At 36.3% G+C, this 22,222-nt stretch carries 23 protein-coding genes; 3 read left to right on the forward strand and 20 right to left on the reverse strand.

The window, feature by feature from the left end; all coding sequences use genetic code 11:
- Nucleotides 1-104 precede the first annotated feature (104 nt).
- Nucleotides 105-2,177 carry a sigma-54 interaction domain-containing protein gene (locus EGX95_RS19635; protein WP_000811010.1) on the reverse strand — a complete coding sequence of 691 codons (2,073 nt, stop codon included), beginning with the start codon at nucleotides 2,175-2,177 and terminating at the stop codon, nucleotides 105-107.
- A 136-nt stretch (nucleotides 2,178-2,313) separates the two neighbouring features.
- Between EGX95_RS19635 and EGX95_RS19640 the strand changes: the two genes are divergently transcribed.
- Nucleotides 2,314-2,547 (forward strand): DUF2627 domain-containing protein, encoded by a 234-nt coding sequence (locus EGX95_RS19640; protein ID WP_001190187.1) that lies wholly within the window; start codon nucleotides 2,314-2,316, stop codon nucleotides 2,545-2,547.
- A gap of 49 nt (nucleotides 2,548-2,596) precedes the next feature.
- Here the strand turns inward: EGX95_RS19640 and EGX95_RS19645 are convergent, their stop codons facing one another.
- Nucleotides 2,597-3,325, reverse strand: a complete 729-nt coding sequence (locus EGX95_RS19645; protein ID WP_000172554.1) for a glycerophosphodiester phosphodiesterase — start codon at nucleotides 3,323-3,325, stop codon at nucleotides 2,597-2,599.
- 50 nt (nucleotides 3,326-3,375) lie between these two features.
- Between EGX95_RS19645 and EGX95_RS19650 the strand changes: the two genes are divergently transcribed.
- A complete protein-coding gene (locus EGX95_RS19650; RefSeq protein ID WP_000803575.1) occupies nucleotides 3,376-3,522 on the forward strand; it encodes a YycC family protein in 147 nt (48 codons plus the stop codon).
- A 253-nt stretch (nucleotides 3,523-3,775) separates the two neighbouring features.
- Here EGX95_RS19650 and spo0A read toward each other — a convergent pair whose 3' ends face one another.
- The 14 genes from spo0A to accB all read right to left on the reverse strand — a co-directional run bounded on the left by spo0A (nucleotide 3,776) and on the right by accB (nucleotide 18,302).
- On the reverse strand, nucleotides 3,776-4,570 hold the full coding sequence (spo0A, locus tag EGX95_RS19655; RefSeq protein WP_063246699.1) for a sporulation transcription factor Spo0A: 795 nt from the start codon (nucleotides 4,568-4,570) through the stop codon (nucleotides 3,776-3,778).
- Between the two features lie 287 nt (nucleotides 4,571-4,857).
- Complete coding sequence (spoIVB, locus tag EGX95_RS19665) at nucleotides 4,858-6,156, reverse strand: SpoIVB peptidase (RefSeq protein WP_002028467.1); 1,299 nt, start codon at nucleotides 6,154-6,156, stop codon at nucleotides 4,858-4,860.
- Nucleotides 6,157-6,274: 118 nt separating this feature from the next.
- The gene (recN, locus tag EGX95_RS19670; RefSeq protein ID WP_000947749.1) at nucleotides 6,275-8,014 is read right to left on the reverse strand and encodes a DNA repair protein RecN; all 1,740 of its coding nucleotides are present in this window, start codon (nucleotides 8,012-8,014) and stop codon (nucleotides 6,275-6,277) included.
- A gap of 266 nt (nucleotides 8,015-8,280) precedes the next feature.
- Nucleotides 8,281-8,730 carry an arginine repressor ArgR gene (gene argR / locus EGX95_RS19675; RefSeq protein WP_001032581.1) on the reverse strand — a complete coding sequence of 150 codons (450 nt, stop codon included), beginning with the start codon at nucleotides 8,728-8,730 and terminating at the stop codon, nucleotides 8,281-8,283.
- A 142-nt stretch (nucleotides 8,731-8,872) separates the two neighbouring features.
- Nucleotides 8,873-9,712, reverse strand: coding sequence for a TlyA family RNA methyltransferase (locus tag EGX95_RS19680; RefSeq protein ID WP_001274747.1), 840 nt, complete (start codon nucleotides 9,710-9,712; stop codon nucleotides 8,873-8,875).
- 3 nt (nucleotides 9,713-9,715) lie between these two features.
- A complete protein-coding gene (dxs, locus tag EGX95_RS19685; RefSeq protein WP_000366459.1) occupies nucleotides 9,716-11,608 on the reverse strand; it encodes a 1-deoxy-D-xylulose-5-phosphate synthase in 1,893 nt (630 codons plus the stop codon).
- 302 nt (nucleotides 11,609-11,910) lie between these two features.
- A complete protein-coding gene (gene ispA, locus EGX95_RS19690; protein ID WP_063246694.1) occupies nucleotides 11,911-12,801 on the reverse strand; it encodes a (2E,6E)-farnesyl diphosphate synthase in 891 nt (296 codons plus the stop codon).
- Nucleotides 12,801-13,031, reverse strand: coding sequence for an exodeoxyribonuclease VII small subunit (gene xseB, locus EGX95_RS19695; protein WP_000428423.1), 231 nt, complete (start codon nucleotides 13,029-13,031; stop codon nucleotides 12,801-12,803). The genes ispA and xseB overlap by 1 nt, the downstream gene beginning before the upstream one ends.
- Nucleotides 13,021-14,379 carry an exodeoxyribonuclease VII large subunit gene (xseA, locus tag EGX95_RS19700; RefSeq protein WP_000415266.1) on the reverse strand — a complete coding sequence of 453 codons (1,359 nt, stop codon included), beginning with the start codon at nucleotides 14,377-14,379 and terminating at the stop codon, nucleotides 13,021-13,023. The genes xseB and xseA overlap by 11 nt, the downstream gene beginning before the upstream one ends.
- 26 nt (nucleotides 14,380-14,405) lie before the next feature.
- Entirely contained in the window at nucleotides 14,406-15,266 is an 861-nt protein-coding gene (folD, locus tag EGX95_RS19705; protein ID WP_000226726.1) for a bifunctional methylenetetrahydrofolate dehydrogenase/methenyltetrahydrofolate cyclohydrolase FolD, read from the reverse strand.
- A gap of 23 nt (nucleotides 15,267-15,289) precedes the next feature.
- Complete coding sequence (gene nusB / locus EGX95_RS19710; protein WP_000830249.1) at nucleotides 15,290-15,682, reverse strand: N utilization substance protein NusB; 393 nt, start codon at nucleotides 15,680-15,682, stop codon at nucleotides 15,290-15,292.
- Nucleotides 15,683-16,029: 347 nt separating this feature from the next.
- Nucleotides 16,030-16,422 (reverse strand): Asp23/Gls24 family envelope stress response protein, encoded by a 393-nt coding sequence (locus EGX95_RS19715; protein ID WP_000807630.1) that lies wholly within the window; start codon nucleotides 16,420-16,422, stop codon nucleotides 16,030-16,032.
- Nucleotides 16,423-16,444: 22 nt separating this feature from the next.
- On the reverse strand, nucleotides 16,445-17,797 hold the full coding sequence (gene accC, locus EGX95_RS19720) for an acetyl-CoA carboxylase biotin carboxylase subunit (RefSeq protein ID WP_000592876.1): 1,353 nt from the start codon (nucleotides 17,795-17,797) through the stop codon (nucleotides 16,445-16,447).
- A 16-nt stretch (nucleotides 17,798-17,813) separates the two neighbouring features.
- On the reverse strand, nucleotides 17,814-18,302 hold the full coding sequence (gene accB / locus EGX95_RS19725) for an acetyl-CoA carboxylase biotin carboxyl carrier protein (protein WP_000472870.1): 489 nt from the start codon (nucleotides 18,300-18,302) through the stop codon (nucleotides 17,814-17,816).
- 469 nt (nucleotides 18,303-18,771) lie between these two features.
- Here accB and EGX95_RS19730 point away from each other — a divergent pair, with 469 nt between their 5' ends.
- Nucleotides 18,772-18,960, forward strand: a complete 189-nt coding sequence (locus EGX95_RS19730; protein WP_002081027.1) for a hypothetical protein — start codon at nucleotides 18,772-18,774, stop codon at nucleotides 18,958-18,960.
- A 98-nt stretch (nucleotides 18,961-19,058) separates the two neighbouring features.
- Here the strand turns inward: EGX95_RS19730 and EGX95_RS19735 are convergent, their stop codons facing one another.
- The 4 genes from EGX95_RS19735 to spoIIIAE are packed head-to-tail and all read right to left on the reverse strand — an operon-like array spanning nucleotide 19,059 to nucleotide 22,215.
- Nucleotides 19,059-19,730: a SpoIIIAH-like family protein gene (locus EGX95_RS19735; protein WP_000914703.1), complete on the reverse strand. Its 672-nt coding sequence runs from the start codon at nucleotides 19,728-19,730 to the stop codon at nucleotides 19,059-19,061.
- A 15-nt stretch (nucleotides 19,731-19,745) separates the two neighbouring features.
- A complete protein-coding gene (gene spoIIIAG / locus EGX95_RS19740) occupies nucleotides 19,746-20,408 on the reverse strand; it encodes a stage III sporulation protein AG (protein ID WP_000368876.1) in 663 nt (220 codons plus the stop codon).
- Nucleotides 20,398-21,030, reverse strand: coding sequence for a stage III sporulation protein AF (gene spoIIIAF / locus EGX95_RS19745; protein ID WP_001161045.1), 633 nt, complete (start codon nucleotides 21,028-21,030; stop codon nucleotides 20,398-20,400). Before spoIIIAF ends, spoIIIAG begins: the two co-directional genes overlap by 11 nt.
- Nucleotides 21,031-21,042: 12 nt before the next feature.
- On the reverse strand, nucleotides 21,043-22,215 hold the full coding sequence (gene spoIIIAE / locus EGX95_RS19750; protein ID WP_000943695.1) for a stage III sporulation protein AE: 1,173 nt from the start codon (nucleotides 22,213-22,215) through the stop codon (nucleotides 21,043-21,045).
- Between the last annotated feature and the right edge of the window lie 7 nt (nucleotides 22,216-22,222).

Here is a 22,222-nt window from a genome sequence, read left to right on the forward strand (position 1 = left end):
CGCATTCAAAACACAGTAAAATCAATACTTTGGAAAATAACGAAAGATTCTGTCTTATTTTGTCGCTTTTTGTATACCATGCAATAAATTGCATGGTACGCAATTTATTGCATGCTATTTTTTGCACACTCATACTTTTCTAGCTTGTAATATAAATTTCGAACCGAAATTCCTAACGCTCTTGCTGTTTGTGTTTTATTTCCACCAAATCTCTCTAAATATTCATGAATGATATTCCCTTCAAACTCCGTCACTAAATGCTCAAGTGGCTTTTCTTCTAACTCAGGCAATAAATGAGCTTGCTTTGACTCCACTTGCTCTTCGTTATGTAATGGCGGTAAATGTTGTACATCAATATAGGTCTCGTTATAATTCATAAAGATAATAGCTCTCCCCAAAATATTTTCAAGTTCCCTCACATTTCCTGGCCATTCATATGATTGTAAATATGAAATAGCAGAATTAGTGAGCCCCTCTATATTTCGGCCATAATCTTGGTTAATTTTTTGAATTAACCTGTCTGCGATTGCCGGTATATCCCCTTTACGCTGACGAAGAGATGGGATTTGAATTGGAATTTTATTTAATCGATAATATAAATCCTCCCTAAACTTCCCTTCTAGAATGGCTTTTTCTAAATTCACGTGCGTCGCTGCAATTACTCTGACATTGATAGGAATTGCTTTCGTTCCACCAACTTTTACAATTTCTTTCTCTTGCAAAACGCGAAGGAGTTTCGCTTGCGTATTTGCAGATAGTTCCCCTATTTCATCTAAAAAGATGCTGCCGTTATTCGCTTCCTCAAAGAATCCACGTTTTCCCCCTCTTTTCGCGCCAGAAAACGCCCCTTCCTCATAACCAAACAATTCACTTTCTAACAACGTCTCCGAAATAGCTGCACAATTTACACGAACAAACTTATTATATTTCCGATTACTTCCATTATGGATAGCATGCGCAAACAATTCTTTACCTGTCCCTGACTCCCCGCGTAACAACACTGTTGCTGGTGTATTCGCCCCCAGTTTCGCCTGTTCAATAGCAGCCGTTGTTTCATCTGAATTTCCGACAATGTCATCAAATGAATATTTCGCTTCTAACGTTCGAATGATTTGCCTTGCTCTATTCAGTTCATTTGTTAATTTTTGAATTTCTGATACGTCGCGAATTACACCGACGCTCCCTTTCAATATTCCATCCACAATAACTGGTGCTACGTTTACAATTACATCTCGCTTTTTTTGTCCGATTTTCATATGTATGCCTCGTACCGCCCTACGCGTTCGAAGTACTTTCATATGCATACTTTCACCTTCTACAATATCAGTTGTAGCCGGCTTTCCAATAATGTCCTCTTCTGTTAAACCTGTTAATTTCGTATATGCAGGGTTAATTACTAACCCTCGACCTTTTTCATCCACGACCGAAATAGCTTCCTCAGACGAGTTAATAATCGCCTCAAGTAACGTTTGAATCTCCTTTAAATCTGTAACTTCTTCCGCAAGATCTACAACCTCTGTTATATCTTTAAAAATCGCAAATGCCCCTTGCACTTCTCCTCCCTCTTTTAATATTGGAATACGGGTTGTAATAATTTTCTTTCCATTCTCAAGCGTCAGTTCATAATTTACTTCTATTTGTTTCGTACGTATAATACGAAGCAACTTACTAGTCGGAATAACTTCTAAAATATATTTCCCTACCGCATCTTCTTTTTTATATCCGATAATACGTTCTGCACTTTTATTGAATAGGCGAACTTGTCCTTCTTGATCAATCACTATCATACCGTCATGCGTAGAGTTTAAAATTAAATCACCTTGCTGCGTTTGCTCTTCTAACTTTCCAATTAAATTTTCCTTCTCATGTGCTAATCTCGTAACAATTTTTGCAATATCACCTGGTATAAGAAGAGTATCTTTATGCTTTTTCTTTAATAAATCTTTATGTAAATCATCGTCACCTGTCATATCAAACATTACATCAATGTGCATAGAAAGAAACGGAGTCACACTCTCTCCAATTGCAATCCCGTATTCCTTTGCCATCTGTAACCCTTTTGCTATCGGATTTATATCAATAATCCCTATAATTTGAAATAGATTCGAACTCTGTAACAGACGCAGCAGTGTACTACCACCTTCACCTGCACCAACAATTAAAACTTTTTGTTTCATATATTACACTTCCTCTCGGAGTATCTCTGCAAAATTTTTCACACCCTTATCTTACTCGTTCAGCCCCCTCTTGACAAACCCCCTTTTCATATAACATCATTAAAATAAACAAAATAATCTGAAAAGGAGCGTTTATATGCAGCGTTACCTTGCTCTATTATTAGCACTCATCCCTATTTCATTAGCTGTGTTTGGCATTAAGTTAATGAGAGATACCGTATTCGGGATTTTATTTCCTCCACTCTCTATACTATGGTTACAATTTTTAATCGGGGCTCTCTGCTTCGCGCTCGGATTTTATATCTTTGGTGGTTTCGTCTTACACCGAGATCGTAAACGAAATAAAGTACAAGCTCGCTTTCGAAGATAGGAAAGCCCTACTATTTACAAATAAAAAAATGAGACCGTTACAAGCGGTCTCATTTTTTTATTGGCAATAATGTTCTTGCCGTTTCAGGATAATCCGTAATAATCGCCGAAATATTCATATCAAAATATTTACGCATAAGTGTTTCTTCATTAATTGTATAGGGCCGAACCTCTACATCACTTTCCATCGTTAGTTCGGCAACAGCATCTTGAAGATAACGATAATTAGGATGCACTGCTGTAGCCCCCATTTTTTTTGCATATGCCCACGGACTATGCAAACCTTCGCGATATAAAATCGCTGTTTGAATATCTGGAGCCATCATATGACACCTTTTCATACTATAATGATTAAATGAAGAAAATATAACACGATCTTCTAGATTAAATTTCCGTACAAGCGTTATAACTTCTTCTTCTAAACCTCTGTATGGAATTTTATTATTTTTAAGTTCAATATTAAGTAACAACTCTGTTTTTTCAATCCATTTTAACACCTCTTCTAAAAGAGGTATTTTACAAAATCCTACTTTATCACCAAATTTATAACTCGCATCTAATTTACATAAATCCTCATATACATAATTTCGAACCGCACCTTTTCCATTCGTTGTCCGATTCACTGTTTCATCATGAATGACGACAACCTTTCCGTCTTTCGTTAATTGAATATCCAGCTCAATTCCATCTGCCTTAAAAGATTCAGCTGCTTCAAATGAAATCATCGTATTTTCTGGGTACGTTCCCGCTGCACCACGATGCGCAAATATAAGAGTCATCCTCACTCCCCCAATCTTATGCTATACTATACGAAAAAGGAGGTACTTCTATGAAACCATTACAAATTTCTCCAGACACTGCAGTCCGCCTATCAAAAGCATTAGGCGTTCCACTTGAACAACTTATGCATATGCCGCAGCACATTTTAATTCAAAAGTTAGTTGAATTAGAAAAACAAAATAAAGACGAAGAATAATACAGTCCTGTTTCGCAGGACTTTTTATTATTTTCTATTATATCATGGATGGCTTCCTTGCTAAAATCCCTCATTGGATATACCATGATTCAATTTAACCTTCACTTCGAACATGTACAATAAAAAGACCAACGAATTCTAACATTCATTGGTCATTAATTAAAAAGTTCATTGGTTTTAAATTTACTATCGAGTATACATTTCAAGAATTATTAAGCTTTATTAAAACTTAAATCCCTTACTTCTTCTATTCTCAGCTAACCTTATGTTCAAGTCTCAACTTATCCGCAACCATTGCGATGAACTCAGAGTTCGTAGGTTTTGCTTTTGACATAGATACTGTATAACCGAATAAGGACGAAATAGAATCGATATTCCCACGACTCCATGCTACTTCAATTGCGTGACGGATTGCACGCTCGACACGGCTTGCTGTTGTATTATATTTCTTCGCGATATCTGGATACAATACTTTCGTAATAGATCCCAGTAATTCGATGTCATTGTACACCATAGAAATTGCTTCCCTTAAGTACATGTACCCTTTAATATGAGCAGGCACACCAATTTCATGAATGATACTCGTAATGCTTGCATCTAAGTTTTTCGGTTTTCCATCTACTGTTGTTGCTGATCGGAAAGATGGCAGTGGACGTTTAATAGTAGCGTTCGCTTTACCGCTCACTTGACGAATATGACTCGTTAAATTCTCCATATCAAATGGTTTTAATATGAAATATGACGCACCTAAGTCAACTGCTTTTTTCGTCACATCTTCTTGTCCAAACGCTGTCAACATAATTACGCTAGGCTGTCTTAACCTTTCAATATGGCGCATTTTCTCTAGTACAGCTAACCCATCTAAATGTGGCATAATAATATCTAATACAAGTACATCCGGCTGCTTATCTTTTAATAAATTTAAACACTCTTGACCATTATAAGCAGTACCAATTACTTCCATATCCTCTTGAGCAGCTACATAACTCTCTAGCATTGATACTAATTCTTTATTATCATCCACAAGACATACTTTAATTTTCTCCACAGCTTTTCCTCCCTTACCGAATCGATTCTCCGACATGTGTATCCTTCTAGGCTACATGAATTGTTCGACAATTGTGTGAAAATTCCCTTTTAAAGTTTGTTACTTTTCGATAAAATCACAAAAAAATATGTTTATCGTTTATTTATTCCTTTTCGCAACACATTCCATCATAGAAAAACAACGAAACGTTCAACCCTTTCCTTTTATTTTACAACAAAAAACACCTCTTGCGGAGCTTTTACAAAATTTCAACGAATTTTTCAATAGAAAAACGAGCTAATTATTAATTAGCTCGCTTTTCTTTCTTGATCATAAATGTTAATTCCAGCCTCATGTAACATCCATTCAATATGAACACCATATCCTGATGTTGGATCATTTACAAATACATGTGTAACAGCGCCAATTACTTTTCCATTTTGTACAATTGGACTTCCGCTCATCCCCTGTACGATACCACCTGTTTTCGCTAATAAACGTTTATCTGTTACTTTTATTACCATGCCTTTTGTTGCCGGAAACTTTTGCGGTACTGTACTCACAACTTCAATATCAAACGCTTCCACTTTATCTTGATCAATAACCGTTAATATTTTTGCTGGTCCTTCTTTTACTTGATGGGATAGTGCAATAGGCATTGCTTTATCCATTACGCCATTTGTCATATTTGTATTCAATTTGCCAAAAATACCAAATGGACTATTTATTGTAATATTGCCAATCACTTCACGATCAGGTGAGAACCTCGCTAATTTCTCCCCTGGATTCCCATGACTACCTCTTTCAATTGATGTAACTGTCGAACGCATAATTTGTCCATCTTCGACTTGAATCGGCTTTTTCGTATCATTATCAGAAATAACATGACCAAGTGCCCCATATTTCATAGAATCAGGATGAACAAATGTCATTGTTCCGATTCCAGCTGCCGAATCACGAATATATAAACCAATGCGATAAGACGATTCTCCACTGTCTTTTTGTGGTGTTAGTTTAGTGCGGATATGCTTTCCATCCCTTAGCAAAACGAGATTAAGCGGTTCGCCTGTTTCCCCACTATTATGAATAAATGGGGCTACATCACTCATTCTTTCAATTGTTTTACCATTAATTTCAGTAATCATATCTCCAATTTGCACACCAGCTGTTTCACCAGGAGATACTTTCCCTTTTTCAGTTTGAATTAAATGATGGCCTACAACAAGTACCCCTTTTGTGTTTAACTTTACACCAATTGATTGTCCACCTGGAATAACTTTGAAATCTTTTAATACTCTCACATTTACTTTTTTCACTGGAAAACCAGCAAGCTGAAACACCATATCTGCTTCACCATTTTGATGAGAATTTACCATAAGTCCTTGTTTTTGTTCATTTGAACTTACTGTAAACACATGACGATCTGTAGATGAAGCTTTAAATACTGGTAATGAAGCTATTTCTGATTGTTGTCCTTCAAAAACAACAAGTTGCTTCGGAGATGAAATAAACGTCCGAAGCGGTTTAAAACACCCAATAAAAACTAAAGAAACAAGGAGAAAAATACCTATTATTTTGCGAAATCTTTCTAATTTCAATTTGTTCACTCTCCTCGCTCCTACCCCACATTCAGCCTTTTGGCTTCACTTTTTAATCTCTCCTTGCAATGCTTTATTTATAACCGGAAGAATTAAGAAATCATCATTTGAGAAAAAAAGCTATCCATTACTGGATAGCCTCTGCTGTCTGTTTAAAATGATGTGCTTGCGTAAGTAATTCTTTCGCATGTTCTGTCGTTAAATCTGTAATTTCCACACCAGAAATCATTCGAGCTATTTCTGTTACTTTATCCTCCATAGTTAAAACGGTAACTGATGTAATTGTTCGATCATTTGCTACTTGTTTTCGAATAAATAAATGCGAATCCGCCATTGAAGCTACTTGAGGTAAGTGCGTAATACAAAGTACTTGTGAGTTTACTGATACTCGATAAATCTTTTCCGCAATAGCCTGTGCGACCCGGCCACTTACACCAGTATCCACTTCATCAAAAATAACAGATGCAACACCTTGATGCTTAGAAAAAATGCTTTTTAAAGCTAAAATGATACGGGATAACTCTCCGCCAGAAGCAACCTTTGAAAGTGGTTTTAGCGGCTCACCCGGATTTGTTGAAATATAAAATTCCACATGATCGTAACCATCCGCTGTAAGTCTTACCGGTGCTCCCTCCACGAGAGGCTCTTCTGCATTTCCTTCTCGCTTCATAATTCTCACTTCAAATTTTGTTTTTTCCATATATAATTCTTTTAATTCCTGATGAATGGCATTTGTAAGATGCTCTGCAAGTTCATGACGCATATTACTTAACAACGTTGCTTCTTTCAGAATAACACTTTCTAATTCCTTCAACTGTTTCTTCGTCGTTTCAATATGAACGTCTTTATTTTCAATCGTAAAAATTTCTTGTTCAATTTTATCAGCATACGCTAAAATCTCTTCTACAGTATTTCCATATTTTCTCTTTAGCATACGAATTTCATTTAAACGCGTTTCAATTTCATCTAAGCGATTCGGATCATATTCCATCATATCGAGCTTTTCTCTTAGTTGATAGGCAACTTCTTCTAATAAATAATAACTATTGGCAATGGAATCATGATTTTCTTGATACACTTCATCTAAATGTGTAATACTCTCCATTTGTCCCATTGCGCTTCGTACATTATCTAACCCTTGTCCGTCAGCACTTAACGAGCGATACGCATCCCCTAATGCTTTATAAATTTTTTCGAAATTAGAAATTTGCAATCGTTCTTCAGTTAAGTCATTTTCTTCATCTATCTTTAAATCCGCTTTACGGATTTCTTCATGCTGAAATTGAATTAAATCTAAACGATGTGCCATTTGTTGTTCATTTTCACTTAACGATTTCAACTGTTTTTTTAATTTCTCATAGTCAGCATATACGTTTTGGTATATATCTAATTGTTTAACGATACGCTCTCCATCAAAATGATCGAGCATAAATAGATGACGTTCTTCATTCATTAAGTCTTGCGTTTCGTGTTGTCCATGAATATCAACAAGTGTTTTTCCAATTTCTTTTAATACACTAAGGGTAACTAGTTTTCCATTTACACGACATACACTTTTTCCGTTTGCAGCGATATCACGCTTCAAAATAATCATGCCGTCTTCTATTTCTATATCCAACTCTTCTGCTTTTTCAATACATGGATGCTTATCATCTTCCACATAAAACAGCCCCTCTATCTCAGCTTTTTCTGTTCCGTATCGAACAAATTCTGCTGAACCACGGCCACCTACAAGTAAACTAATCGCATCAATAATAATCGATTTTCCGGCCCCTGTTTCACCACTTAAAACCGTTAATCCTTTTTGAAAAGAAATATTTAATGCCTCAATAATAGCAAAGTTTCTAATCGATAATTCCGATAACAATGCCCCATTCACCTCGTTATAAACTAATCCCCTATGAAGGGCTTTTCTCAGTTCTTTATTCAAATAGTCATACTATATGTTTGTATGTATAAATTACTTTTCTAACCGCTCCATTGTACCAAACATTTGTTTTACGGGTCAATCCACCTATTTCCTAATTTTATTCAAAGAAAATATTATATTACAATTAAGAATTCACGTTTTTAACCAATAAAAATATCCTGTTCACTTTCCACTTTACAGAGGAAAGCAAACAAGATTTTTTGTTACAGCATATTTAAGAAACGATCAGAGACAACACCTGTATCTTCAGGTGTACGGCAAATAATTAAGCAAGTATCATCACCACAAATGGTTCCGATAATCTCATCCCACTCTAAATGATCAATAAGTGCCCCAAGTGAATGAGCGTTACCAGGCAATGTTTTTAGCACAAGCATATGTCCTGCCGTGTCTAATTTTACAAATGAATCCACTAGATTGCGTTTTAATTTTTGTAACGGGTTAAATCGTTGATCTGCTGGCAAGCTATATTTATAGCGACCATCATGTAATGGCACTTTCACTAAGTGCAATTCTTTAATATCGCGCGATACTGTCGCTTGCGTTACATTAAATCCCTCATTACGTAGAATATCAACTAATTCATCTTGTGTTTCAATTTCTTTGTTCGCAATAATTTCCCTGATTTTAATATGGCGCTGACCTTTATTCATACATTTGCACCTCACACTATCTCTTACCATAGTTTAAACATTGGTATACTTCACTTATTTATGTTAACTTATAATTCGTTACTTGTACACAATTGTTTTTACAATCATTATACAATTACAACAAAAAGAGGAACAACATATGTTATTCCCCTTTCCCTTTTTGTTTTAGGACATCATGTGCCTCTGTAACTACTTGCTCAACAGAAATTGGAGAATGATTTTCGCCCTTCTCACGTTCACCATGCCATTTCAGATGAATTAAAAATTCAATATTACCATCCCCGCCCGTAATCGGTGAGAATGTTAAGCCTTCTACGTCGTATCCTTCTTTTATAGCAAAGTCGACAATCATTTCTACGACAGCCTCATGTACTTTTCGATCGCGAACGATACCCTTTTTACCAACTTGCTCTCTTCCAGCTTCAAACTGCGGTTTAATTAACGCTGCTACATCCCCATTCGGCATAAGCATTGTTTTTAAAACTGGCAATATAAGTTTTAATGATATAAACGAAACATCGATACTAGCAAATTGCGGTAAACCACGTTCTAAGTCTGCTGGTGTTACGTAACGGAAGTTCGTTCGTTCCATTACTACAACACGCTCATCTTGACGCAATTTCCACGCAAGTTGATTGTACCCTACATCTAATGCATAAGATAATTTCGCTCCATTTTGAAGCGCGCAATCGGTAAAGCCACCAGTTGATGAACCAATATCTATCATAACTTTATCTTGTAAATTAAGATGAAATGTCTCTAATGCCTTTTCAAGTTTATAACCACCACGGCTTACATACGGCATAACTTGCCCCTTCACCGTAATCTCTGTATCTTGTGGGATTTTCTCCCCTGGCTTATCCAATCTCATCTCATTCGCATATACAAGGCCGGCCATAATGGCGCGTTTTGCTTTCTCACGTGTTTCTATAAGCCCTCGCTCTACTAATAGTACATCTACTCTTTCTTTTTTCGCACTCATTTGTTACGCCCTTTTTTGTTTTGATGGAATCATTGTATGAATACGGTCTACAACAGCATCTGTCGTTAAACCGATTTCTTCTAATAATTTTGTTACACTACCGTGCTCTATGAAACGATCTGGAATACCCATTCGTTCAACTAACGCACTATGGTACCCGTTCTCAGACGCAAATTCAACTACTCCTGTTCCAAAACCACCAATTAAGCAAGCTTCTTCAATCGTTAAAATTGGTATATTTTTTCCTAAGAGATCATGTAAATATGCTTCATCCATTGGTTTAATGAAGCGAGCGTTCACTACTTTCACTGAAACTCCAGCCTTTTCAAGACGCTCAGCCGCTTCCATTGCCATTGGTATTGTCGTACCAAATGTTAAAATAGCTGCTTGTGTACCTTCTTTTAACGTTTCCCATGAACCGATTGGAATCGCCTTTAATTCTTCATCCATATGAACGCCAAGTCCATTACCTCGCGCATAACGTAATGCGATTGGTCCATCTTCATATTGCATCGCCGTGTATACTAAATGTTGCCCTTCATTTTCATCTTTTGGCATCATAAGTACCATATTCGGCAAGTGGCGTAAGAATGAGATGTCAAATACACCTTGATGCGTTTCACCATCTGCTCCTACTAAACCAGAGCGATCAATTCCGATGAAAACATTTAAATTTTGGCGGCATATATCATGAACAACTTGGTCATAAGCTCTTTGTAAAAATGTTGAATAAATCGCTAAGAATGGTTTCATACCTTGCGTTGCCATACCCGCTGCCATTGTTGTAGCATGCTGTTCTGCAATACCTACATCAATCATACGATCTGGGAATTCTTTTTGGAATTTCTCAAGTTTCGATCCAACAGGCATTGCAGGTGTAATTGCAACGATACGCTCATCCGTTCTCGCTAACTTAAGTACTGTTTCACTAACAACAGCACTCCATGCTGGTGCAACTTCTTTCGGTTTAACGAAGTCACCTGATTCAATTTTATAAGGTCCTGTTCCATGCCAAGTGCCAATAACATCACTCTCAGCTGGTTTGTAACCTTTTCCTTTTTTCGTAATAACATGAACAAGCACTGGGCCTTTTGTTTTCTTTGCATATTGCAACGTTTCGAATAACTTTTCATAATCATGTCCATCGACTGGACCTAAATATGTAAAGCCTAACTCTTCGAAAAAGACACCAGATACTAGTAAATATTTAAGACTATCTTTTATTTTCTCTGCTGTCGCAGCAACTTTCCCACCGACAGCTGGGATTTTCTTCAAAATATACTCCAACTCATCTTTTACCCAATGGTATTTTCCTGCGGTACGTAGACGTCCAAGCACATTATGAAGCGCACCAACGTTTGGCGCAATTGACATTTCATTATCATTCAAAATAACAATCATGTCTGTTTTTTCATGTCCAATATGGTTCAATGCCTCTAAAGCCATTCCGCCCGTTAAAGCGCCATCACCAATGATTGGTATAACATATTCTTTCGTTTTCTTTAAATCACGTGCTAGAGCCATTCCCATTGCAGCAGATAATGATGTCGAGCTATGGCCAGTTTCCCATACATCGTGCTCACTCTCACAACGTTTTGGGAAACCACATAGACCTTGATATTGCCTTAATGTGCCGAATTCTTTTGCACGTCCAGTTAAAATTTTATGTACATAGGATTGATGTCCTACATCCCATAAAAATTTATCTTTCGGACTATCAAATAATTTATGCAGAGCAATTGTGAGTTCTACTACACCTAAATTAGGCGCAATATGTCCACCTGTTTGAGAGAGCTCTTCAATTAAAAACTTACGAATATCCTCACTCAATCCCTCTAGTTCACTGATAGACATCTCTTTCAAAAAACTAGGGTTTTGAATTTGCGTTAGATCCACATGGATCACTCACTTTCATTTCATAATCTGTCAACATGTCAAATATTATAAAAAACATTTACACAAAACAAGAAATTCTCTTTTTTTATTTTTCACCTTGTCCTGCTATTAACCAGTCTATTGCGCCCTAATCTTATTATAAACCATATTTCTTTAGGCGATGAAAAAAATAGCCGCTAACACGAAGTGATAACGGCAATGTAATCTACATATATTTTTGCCAATAACAAGAAAAGAAAAACCTTTTCCTACATTTATATCATAAAATGATGAATGACTCAACAAATGAAAACGCTGTTATATTAGTTATTACGTTTTGCAATCAAATCGCAAATAGATAGTAAATATTCATCTTGTAATTGCAAGGAACTAATAGCATCTTTTGCTTTTGCAATCGTTTCTTCTAAAATATCCTTTGCTCTATCTACAGTAAATAACGTCGTATATGTGCTCTTTTCGTTGGAAACATCACTACCAATCGGTTTTCCAATCTCTTCTTCGGTTCCTTCCACATCTAAAATATCATCTCGAATTTGGAAAGCTAGGCCGATATATTTTGCAAACTCAAGTAATTTTTCTTCCTGTTCTTCTGTGGCATTAGAAAGTATCGACCCTGCAAGTACAGCGAATTCAAGTAGTTTCCCAGTCTTATGCTTATGAATATACTCTAGCTCATCGATCGTAAGCTGTTCCCCTTCCGCTTCCATATCTGCTACTTGTCCGCCAACCATTCCCTCTGGCCCTGCCGCCTTTGCAAGCTCAAGTACAAGTCTTACTTTTTTCTCAGCAGAGATTTCCTTTTGCTCATATGCCATAATAACTTGAAAAGCATATGTCAACAAACCATCTCCTGCTAAAACTGCCATCGCTTCACCAAATACTTTATGATTTGTGGGCTTCCCTCTTCTTAAATCATCATCATCCATACAAGGTAAATCATCATGAACTAACGAGTATGTATGTATCATTTCAAGAGCACAAGCTGCACCTACACCAAGATTTTTTTCTTTACCAAACGCTTGTAATGTTGCAAATAAAAGTAACGGGCGGAGACGCTTTCCACCCGCTTCCAAAGAATATGCCATCGCTTCACGAAGTACATTTGGACATTGTAATTCATTTGCATAGCTTACAAGCTTCTCTTCTACGAAAGTTTTACTTTCTTTCAAAAAAGTATCAAAAGCAATTGTCACTATGCTTCATCTCCTAAAGCAGTAAACGGTTCAAGCTCTCCATCTTCCCCAAGAATAACTGCCATTTGTTCTTGTACGTTCTTCAACTTCTCATCACAAAGCTTAGATAATTCCATACCCTCTTTAAAATAAGAAATTGCTTCTTCTAAAGGTACGTCACCTTGCTCTAATTTAGAAACGAGGTGCTCAAGTTGCGAAATTGCCTCTTCAAAGCTTAATTTATTTTCCATTATTCAATTCACGCTCCTCTATTCCTGATACGCTACAATCTAATATTCCATCTTGTAATTGAACTGAAACAGCATCTCCAAGGCTAACATCTTTCACACTTTTTAACACTTGCTTCTCTTCATCATATACAAGCCCGTACCCTCTCATCATTACTTTAAGCGGACTTAGCGCTTCAAGTTTTTGAGCAGCTCTTACAAAGGCAAATTCTTTCGTTTGGAGTAACGTTTGCATTTCACGTTGCAATTGCTTTTGCAATGTTTCAACTGCTACCTTTGTTTGCATAATTTTTTGAGATGGGTGGTGCTTCTCTAAATAAAATGAAAGCTGTTTTAACTGATTTACCTTTTTATCAATATAGCGCTCTTTCGCTAACACAAGCTGTTCTAACGCTCTATCCAATTGCTCTTCTTTTTGCTCATATACTTGTCTTGGATAACGGAACGCATAAGATTTTTGCAATACTTGTAGTTTTTCTTCTTTTTTATGTACTAACTCTCTCATTGCTCTTTGCAACCTTAGAGTTCTTTGTAATACCTTTTCTTGTAACTCGATAATATTAGGCGCTGCCAGCTCAGCCGCTGCAGTTGGTGTTGGTGCTCTTAAATCGGCAACAAAATCCGCAATTGTAAAGTCTGTTTCATGGCCTACTGCTGAAATAATAGGAATCTCACTCTTGAAAATAGCTCTTGCAACCATTTCTTCGTTAAACGCCCACAATTCCTCAATAGAACCTCCACCGCGCCCAACGATTAGGACATCTATCCCTTCCATTTCATTCGCTGTACGGATCGCTTGTACAATTGAGGGAGCTGCTGACTCCCCCTGTACAAGTACTGGAAACACAATAACATTTCCAATTGGATAACGACGTTTAATCGTTGTTATAATATCACGAATCGCTGCTCCTGTTGGTGACGTAATCACACCTATTGTTTTCGCATAAGGAGGGATTGTTTTTTTATAAACTTGAGAAAACAATCCTTCTTCCTCTAAACGAACCTTTAATTGTTCGTAAGCTAAATGCAGGTTTCCGACTCCGTCAGGCTGCATGTCTTGAATATAAATTTGATAAGAACCACTCGCCTCGTAAACAGAGATTTTCCCTTTCACGAGTACCTTCATCCCATTTTCAGGTCTGAATTTAATATTACGATTATGACCCGCAAACATAACCGCTGCGATTCTTGCATTTTCATCTTTCAATGTAAAATACATGTGGCCACGGCTATGATTTTTAAAGTTGGAAATTTCACCTTTTAACCAAACAGACTGTAAATGCGGATCATATTCTATTTTTGTTTTTATATAGCGTGTTAACGCTGTAACGGTTAAATATTGTTTCTCCATTTCTCTCTCCTCATAGCCGACTCAAATTATTTACAAACGACACCTGCACGCTTAGCCGATTCAACAGTATTATGAAGAAGCATTGTGATCGTCATTGGACCAACACCCTTTGGCACAGGTGTAATGTAACCTGCAACATCTAGCACGTTGTCAAAGTCAACATCACCACAAAGTTTCCCTGTTTCTAAACGGTTTACACCAACGTCGATTACAACTGCTCCTTCTTTTATATAATCAGCTGTTACCATTTTAGGTCGTCCTACTGCTACGATTAAAATATCAGCTAATTTCGTTAACTCTTTCATATTTTGCGTCTTAGAATGACAGTATGTGACAGTTGCATTTTCATTTAAGAACAATTGTCCCACTGGCTTGCCGACAATATTACTTCTTCCAATTACTACAACATGTTTTCCTGAGATATCAAGATTTGTTTCTTTTACTAACTCTACAATACCATGCGGTGTACATGGAAGGAATGTATCTTGTCCCGTCATCATACGTCCTACGCTGATTGGGTGAAATCCATCTACATCTTTTTCTGGTGAAATTCTTTCAATGATAGCTTTTTCTTCAATATGTTTTGGTAAAGGTAATTGCACTAATATGCCATTAATGCGGTCATCGCCATTTAAGCGATCGATTTCAGCAAGCAAACGCTCCTCCGTAATTGTTTCAGGAAATTCAATTAGCTCTGAATAGATTCCTACTTGTTCACAGCCCTTTTCTTTTCCTTTTACATAAGAACGAGATGCTGGATCTTCTCCAACTAAAATAACTGCTAATCCTGGTACAATCCCTTGCTCTTTCAACTTCACAACTTCTTCTGTTAATTGTGCTCGTTTTTTCTCCGCAACTTCATTTCCTTTGATGATTACTGCTACCATTTTAAGATTCCCCCTTAAAGAAATTACAGTGTATCTTTTATATTAGATAAAACGCCGTTAATAAAACGACGAGATTCCTCATCCCCAAATGTTTTAGCAATTTCAATTGCCTCGTTAATTGTTACGTTGTGTGGAATTTCTTCCATGTATTTCATTTCATACACAGCTACACGTAAAATACTGCGATCAACAATACTAATACGCTCAAGCTTCCACTTTTTTAAATTTTGACGAATCGCTTCATCAATTACTTCTTTATTTTCTACAAAACCTACAACAAGTGATTCTAGAAACTCATTTGTTTCTTCACCTTCATCTAGCGTGTTTTCCACTGCTACTTTCGGTTCTAATTCACCTGTAATATCCATTTGATATAATGCTTGCATAGCTCTTTCTCTAGCCGTCCTACGTTTCATTGTAACTCTCCTTTATGCTTCAAGTCTTTCCTTATGCTTTGTTATATTATTATAATTTATAAGCCGTCAATTCACTTACTCTTACAGTTTTCATTGATTTTCCAACCTTATAATACAATGATAATAACACAATTTATCGTTTCACACACGGGTTACAAGGCTGAAAAATAATAAAAAGATTAACTTCAAGTTCCATATCTTATCACAATGTACGTTTTTTGGTAAAACGAAACATTTTCTTTTTTATTTCTCATTTTTTGAAATAGTATAATAATTAGAGGGTTGTAATTTGTGAAGAAATGAAACGATAAAAAAGATGCCTATGTTACTAGGCACCTTTTTCATTCTTACACTGGTTCGATTTCTGTTTTTTGTGTTTCGAATGTTACGCCAACGATGTGAACATTCACTTCTTTTGGCTCAAGCCCTGTCATTGTAAAGAGTGCTTGGCGAATGTTGTCTTGAATCTTTTGTGCAACAACTGGAATTGCTACGCCAAAATACATTACAACATAAAGGTCAACGATAATATCTTCGTTTGCTAATTCAACCTTTACACCTTTACCATGATTTTTCTTACCTAACTTCTCAACAACATCTGTAGCAAAATTACCACGCATTGCCGCTACGCCTTCTACCTCAGCAGCTGCAATACCTGCGATTACTTCAATTACTTCTGGTGCAATTTCTACTTTACCAAGAGTTGTATCTTGACCCATATCTAACATATGTTCAGCCATGAAAAAAACCTCCTTTAATGTATCACTGCGTCACAAGTTCATGCTCTTCCAAAAATTTCGTATTAAACTCACCTTTTACAAAATCAGGATGATCTAACAATTGCAAATGGAACGGGATTGTTGTATGTACGCCTTCAACGACAAACTCACTGAGTGCACGCTTCATTTTTGCAATTGCCTCTTCACGTGTTTTTCCGTGAACAATTAATTTAGCAACCATCGAATCATAGAAAGGTGGGATTGAATATCCCGGATATACAGCTGAATCGACGCGAATACCAAATCCGCCTGGTGGCAAGTACATTTCTACTTTACCTGGAGATGGCATAAATTTTTTGGCAGGGTTTTCCGCATTAATTCGGCATTCAATTGCCCAACCATTAAATTGTACTTCTTCTTGCTGTAACGATAACTTTTCTCCAGAAGCAACAAGAATTTGTTCTTTAATTAAGTCTACCCCTGTTACCATTTCAGTAACTGGATGCTCAACTTGGATTCTCGTATTCATCTCCATGAAATAAAAGCTTTTCGTTTTATATTCATAAATAAACTCAACCGTACCAGCACCTGTATAATCAACCGCTACCGCCGCTTTAACTGCCGCCTCACCCATCTGCTTACGCACATTTTCATCAAGTGCTGGTGATGGACTTTCTTCTAGTAGTTTTTGCAAGCGGCGCTGAATCGTACAATCACGCTCTCCTAAATGAATGGCATTTCCGTGTGTATCTGCCATTATTTGAATCTCAACATGGCGGAAATCTTCAACGTACTTTTCTAAGTATACACCAGGGTTCCCAAAAGCGGTACTAGCTTCTTGCTGTGTAATTTGAATTCCTTTTACAAGCTCCTCTTCATGACGCGCAACACGAATACCTTTTCCGCCGCCACCTGCAGTCGCTTTAATAATAACAGGATATCCAATTTGATTCGCAAGTTCGATCGCTTCTTCGGTATTTTTAATAATTCCTTGTGAACCTGGTACAATCGGAACCCCTGCTTCTTTCATTGTATCACGAGCAACGTCTTTTGTGCCCATCTTTGAAATAGCTTCTGGACTTGGACCGATAAAAATTAAGTTACACTCACGGCATAACTCTGCAAAATCTGCATTCTCTGCTAAAAATCCGTATCCCGGATGAATTGCATCGCAGCCTGTTAACTTCGCAACACTAATAATGTTCGTCAAATTTAAATAGCTTTCTTTCGAAATCGTTGGTCCTACACAATACGCCTCATCAGCAATTTGTACGTGAAGTGACTCTTTATCTGCTTCTGAATAAATTGCGACTGTTTCAATATCCATTTCTTTACAAGCACGAATAATTCGTACAGCAATTTCCCCACGATTGGCTATTAATACTTTTTTTATCATCACAAAGACTCCCTTATTACGCTTTTACAAGAAATAGCGGTTGTCCATACTCAACAAGCTGTCCGTTATTAACAAGAATCTCAACAATTTCTCCATCTACATCTGCATCGATTTCGTTAAATAACTTCATAGCCTCGACAATACATACGATAGAATCTTTCGATACTCTATCCCCAACACTTACATATGGAGGCGTATCAGGAGAAGAAGAAGAATAGAATGTACCTACCATTGGTGATGTAATTTTATGTAGGTTTTCATTCTGAACAGCTTTTTTCTCTTCTTGTTTTGGCACTTCCACTTGTGCTGCCGCTACTGTCGTTTCAACTTCAACAGGTGCTACTGGTTGCACGGCTTGTTTTGCTACAGGTGCTTGCACCGCAACAACTTCATTACCACGCTTTTTCATTTTGATTGTCGTACCATCTTTTTTGTATTCAAATTCATCAATATTAGAGCTATCAATTAATTTAATTAATTCACGAACTTCTTGAATTTTAAACATGTAAAATCCACTCCCATACTCTTGTTTGTCCCGTTTTTACAGATTTCTCTTCACTAAAACTAGATTGACTGTAAAAATACGATGTACTCTATTAGAAAATGTATTTCATTTACTAATAGAAATAGTTACTATTTCCATCTTACGATAAATTTTTTAAACATTCCAATTTATATTTCTTTATAATAAATCGAAACTCCTGTAAAAATATTATTCCAATAAAAATTTATTACCTAGTAATAATACCAAGTTTCACACAAAATTGGCAAGACCACTTCCGAAAAAACATTCCTTACTTTTCAAAATACTATAAAGTAAACCTACCATTACCGCTTTACTCGTCACCTCATCTATAGTCAATAACGTATTTTTACCAAATATTATTTTTTTGTTTACACGTCGTTCATCATTCCTTCATATAAGAATAGTATGTTCAAAGTGTAGAAAATATATCGTATCGAGGTGTGGACATATGATATGGCTCATTCTCTTCTTACCTGCCGTAATGGTCTGGGCATTCGTTCTCTTCATCCACGTCAAATCCGGAAAAAGTAATCATCACTACCATGAACCGCTAATCTTTTACTCACAACGTATTTCTCCGTTCCGAGTTGAACATAGTAAAAACAAAGACGAAACAGAAAAAAGCTATCGAAAATGATAGCTTTTTTCTATTATTATTTTTATCTAACTATTTTCAAACAATCCGATTACTAAAAACGAATAATCCGCGGAGGAATTCCCCGCGGATTATTCGTTTTATTTTGTTGGTGGATCAAATTTTACACCTACATCTTTTGATCCGCCTTCACTTCTTACAAGTTGTATAATTTTATTCGCTTCTTTTTGTGAATGTTTTGCTGCTTTTACAGTTACTTTAATGTCAGTTCCATCGGCTCTTACAAGGGCATCTTTATATCCACCTTGAGATTTAATTACTGTCTCAAGTAATTCTTGCTTCGTTTCCATTGTAGTGATTGCATCAAAATTTTCTTTCGCTTTATTCTTTTCTGTTGCTGAAGCTTTTGTTGAACTCATCACTTCTTGTAATTTTGCTTTTTGTTCACTTCGCTGATCTTCCATTTGCATACGTAATGCTGTGAAATTTTCATCACTTGATTGAACTGTTACGTTAGCTTCTTTTTTGCTTGTTTCTTTTGTAGCACTCTCTTTTTTATCTGTTTCTTTGTTTGTTTCTTTATTTGATGTTTCTTTATTTGATGTTTCCTTGTTTGTATTTTCTTTTTTAGGCGTTTCTTTAGGTGCTTCGTTTGTTACTGCTTTATCAGTACCTTGTTTTTCTTGTCCAATCTTTTCACCTGTTGCCGGCGATGCTGTATTCATTTTGTCTGGAGTTGTTACGTAATACACAGATAGTACAACAACTAAACTTAACATCGTTAATAGCCAAACCGTTTGTTTTTTTAACACTTTATTTCCTCCCTATCAATTTTTCGGTGAAACTGAAACGCGATGGGCTGGTACATCTAGTAGCCGTATGACAGCTTCTTTTACCATCGCTTTAACTTGTATATTATCCACTCCCTTTGCTACGACAAGAACACCTCGCACTTTCGGTTTCTCTGTTCGTAAAACAACGGGAGTTTCTTTATCCCCTTCACGTATAATGACTGTCTTTTCATCAAGAGACTCATCTTCTACTTCCCTCTTGCCACCTGTTTTATCTGTTTCACCTGTTGTTTGTGAACGTTTCACTGTATTTTTTTCTAATATTTTTTCCTCTGATGAGTCTAAATTTACATTAATCGTTACATCTTTTACTCCTGCTATTTCTTCTAAGGCTGCTTTTAATTCTTGTTCATACGCTTTTTCATATTTTTCTACATTTGACATATTATCATTATTTTTTTGTCCAAAAGTTGGTACGTCTTTTTCTTGGTTTTGAGTTTTTTGTTCTTTAAATACAGGTACTTCTTCTTTTTTACTTGAAAAGAAACTACTAGAAAACATAAGCAACATTCCAAGTATGAGTAGGACAAGTAAGAACTTAGGTGTTACCTTTTTTCCCTTCTCATTACTTTCTTTTTCATCTCCATTCAATAAGTTTCGAAAAAATGAGAACTTCGAATTTTTATCTTTATTGTCCATTTACTCTACCTGTCCTCCCTTCCATTTGAACTTGGATTTGTTTATTCTCTAGTTGCCACCTGCTTGAAAAGAAGTCTTTCATTTCTCCATTTGTTTCCTCTACTTTTTTCGGTGGTTCTTTCGTATTAATTTCAACTGGTTTTACTGTTTCGATTGCATCATTTTTACTACGTTCTTTTTCTTTCAACGTCACAACAACAGATTGAATATCTTTCGCTGACTTTACTTCCGCTGTGTTTTCCGCTGCGACTATTTGTATTTCAGAGACTGACATACCATACTGTTTCTCAAACTCTTTTCCTACTTCTTTTTTCATTTTGGTAGCCATCTCTTCTAAACTATATGCACGTGTTAGAGCTTGTATTTCTTTTTTCTTCGAATCTATTGAATTTTTTACAGATCCTTCTGCTACGTACTTCTCTTCATTAAAATTTGCGATTACTTCATTTACATCTGTTTGCAATAGTTTAAATAGAGGCGTTAAAATTAAAACAACTAATAATAGACTTACAACGAATTTAACGTACTTTTGCAAATTGGAATTTGGAAGAATAAGATGAAGCATTGTCGCTAAGAGTAAAAAAACGATAATATTTCTAATCCACTCTGTAACAAATTGCATACCCTTCACCTCCTACCGCATCATAAGTGTAATGTTCCCCGCAGCAATAATAATTGTGATACTTAAAAAGAACATAAACGATACGATAGCTAAGCAAGCAAATACATAAATGATGCTCCGTCCAATGATATCTAAACATTGAATGATTGCTCCGCCGCCAACTGGTTGCAATACTGCTGCTGCGAACTTATAAATAAATGCGATGCAAAAAATTTGAATCGCTGGAAAAGCGACAATTAAACATAGAATGACGAGTCCGATAATTCCGACTGTGTTTTTTAATAATCCCGACGCACTAATAACTGTATCCGCCGCCTCTGTAAACATTCTTCCTACTACGGGAATAAAGTTTCCTGTTACAAATTTAGCTGTTTTCACAGCGATTCCATCAGCAACAGCTGTCGCTGTTCCTTGTACAGATAATACGCCTAAAAAAATCGTTAAAAAGATACCGATAATCCCGACGCTAACGTTTTGCAGAAGCTTGGACAATTTCGTAACTTTATATTGATCACTCATCGTACTTACAATACTTAATATCGTTGCAAGTAATAAAAGTGGTAGAACGATATAATTCATCAAAAGCCCACTCGTATTCATTAAGAAGATGATAATCGGATGAAAAAACGATACGGATACAACACCACCCCCTGTCGCTATAAGTGCAAGCAAGATTGGCAATAACGCTAATATGAAATCTACCATTGTTTGTATCGTTTCTCTTGCATATGTCATGACGACATAAAAGCTATTTAAAGCGAAAATAATTAGTACCATATATACAACTGCATCGGCTATTTTGCTTACGCTACTCTTTGAAAATGCAGATTGCAACGATTGCAACAATGCACTAAAAATTGTGAGCATAATGAGCGTTCCGAGTAGTTTCCCATTTGCAACAAGTTCGTGAAATAAGTACTTTAATAAACCTAGCATCCACTCTTTTATAGAGATTTCTTTTTCTCCCTTTACAAACTCCATAAAGCTACCTTTTTGACTCTCTGGTAAATAACCTCCATATTTTGTAACAAGCCCGTCCCAAAATTGCTTCACATCTTCAATTCCGAGCTTATCCAATTGTTGATCAACGACGTTTGTCTCTACAGGAGAAGCTTGTACAACAACCGGTAAAGAAAAGAAAAGGAAGCAAGCAAATAGCAGCTTAGCTCCAAACCCCCTCAACATTCACTCC

The sequence above is a fragment of the Bacillus sp. FDAARGOS_527 genome, assembly GCF_003812125.1.
In the GTDB taxonomy this organism is placed as follows: domain Bacteria; phylum Bacillota; class Bacilli; order Bacillales; family Bacillaceae_G; genus Bacillus_A; species Bacillus_A paranthracis.

Coding starts and splice junctions, on each gene's coding strand:
- EGX95_RS19635 (WP_000811010.1), bottom strand. CDS start 2,177: ATGAAACAAAAAGTTTTAATTGTTGGTGCAGGTGAAGGTGGTAGTACA.
- EGX95_RS19640 (WP_001190187.1), top strand. CDS start 2,314: ATGCAGCGTTACCTTGCTCTATTATTAGCACTCATCCCTATTTCATTA.
- EGX95_RS19645 (WP_000172554.1), bottom strand. CDS start 3,325: ATGACTCTTATATTTGCGCATCGTGGTGCAGCGGGAACGTACCCAGAA.
- EGX95_RS19650 (WP_000803575.1), top strand. CDS start 3,376: ATGAAACCATTACAAATTTCTCCAGACACTGCAGTCCGCCTATCAAAA.
- argR (WP_001032581.1), bottom strand. CDS start 8,730: ATGAATAAAGGTCAGCGCCATATTAAAATCAGGGAAATTATTGCGAAC.
- EGX95_RS19680 (WP_001274747.1), bottom strand. CDS start 9,712: ATGAGTGCGAAAAAAGAAAGAGTAGATGTACTATTAGTAGAGCGAGGG.
- xseB (WP_000428423.1), bottom strand. CDS start 13,031: ATGGAAAATAAATTAAGCTTTGAAGAGGCAATTTCGCAACTTGAGCAC.
- xseA (WP_000415266.1), bottom strand. CDS start 14,379: ATGGAGAAACAATATTTAACCGTTACAGCGTTAACACGCTATATAAAA.
- folD (WP_000226726.1), bottom strand. CDS start 15,266: ATGGTAGCAGTAATCATCAAAGGAAATGAAGTTGCGGAGAAAAAACGA.
- nusB (WP_000830249.1), bottom strand. CDS start 15,682: ATGAAACGTAGGACGGCTAGAGAAAGAGCTATGCAAGCATTATATCAA.
- EGX95_RS19715 (WP_000807630.1), bottom strand. CDS start 16,422: ATGGCTGAACATATGTTAGATATGGGTCAAGATACAACTCTTGGTAAA.
- accC (WP_000592876.1), bottom strand. CDS start 17,797: ATGATAAAAAAAGTATTAATAGCCAATCGTGGGGAAATTGCTGTACGA.
- accB (WP_000472870.1), bottom strand. CDS start 18,302: ATGTTTAAAATTCAAGAAGTTCGTGAATTAATTAAATTAATTGATAGC.
- EGX95_RS19730 (WP_002081027.1), top strand. CDS start 18,772: ATGATATGGCTCATTCTCTTCTTACCTGCCGTAATGGTCTGGGCATTC.
- spoIIIAG (WP_000368876.1), bottom strand. CDS start 20,408: ATGGACAATAAAGATAAAAATTCGAAGTTCTCATTTTTTCGAAACTTA.
- spoIIIAF (WP_001161045.1), bottom strand. CDS start 21,030: ATGCAATTTGTTACAGAGTGGATTAGAAATATTATCGTTTTTTTACTC.
- spoIIIAE (WP_000943695.1), bottom strand. CDS start 22,215: ATGTTGAGGGGGTTTGGAGCTAAGCTGCTATTTGCTTGCTTCCTTTTC.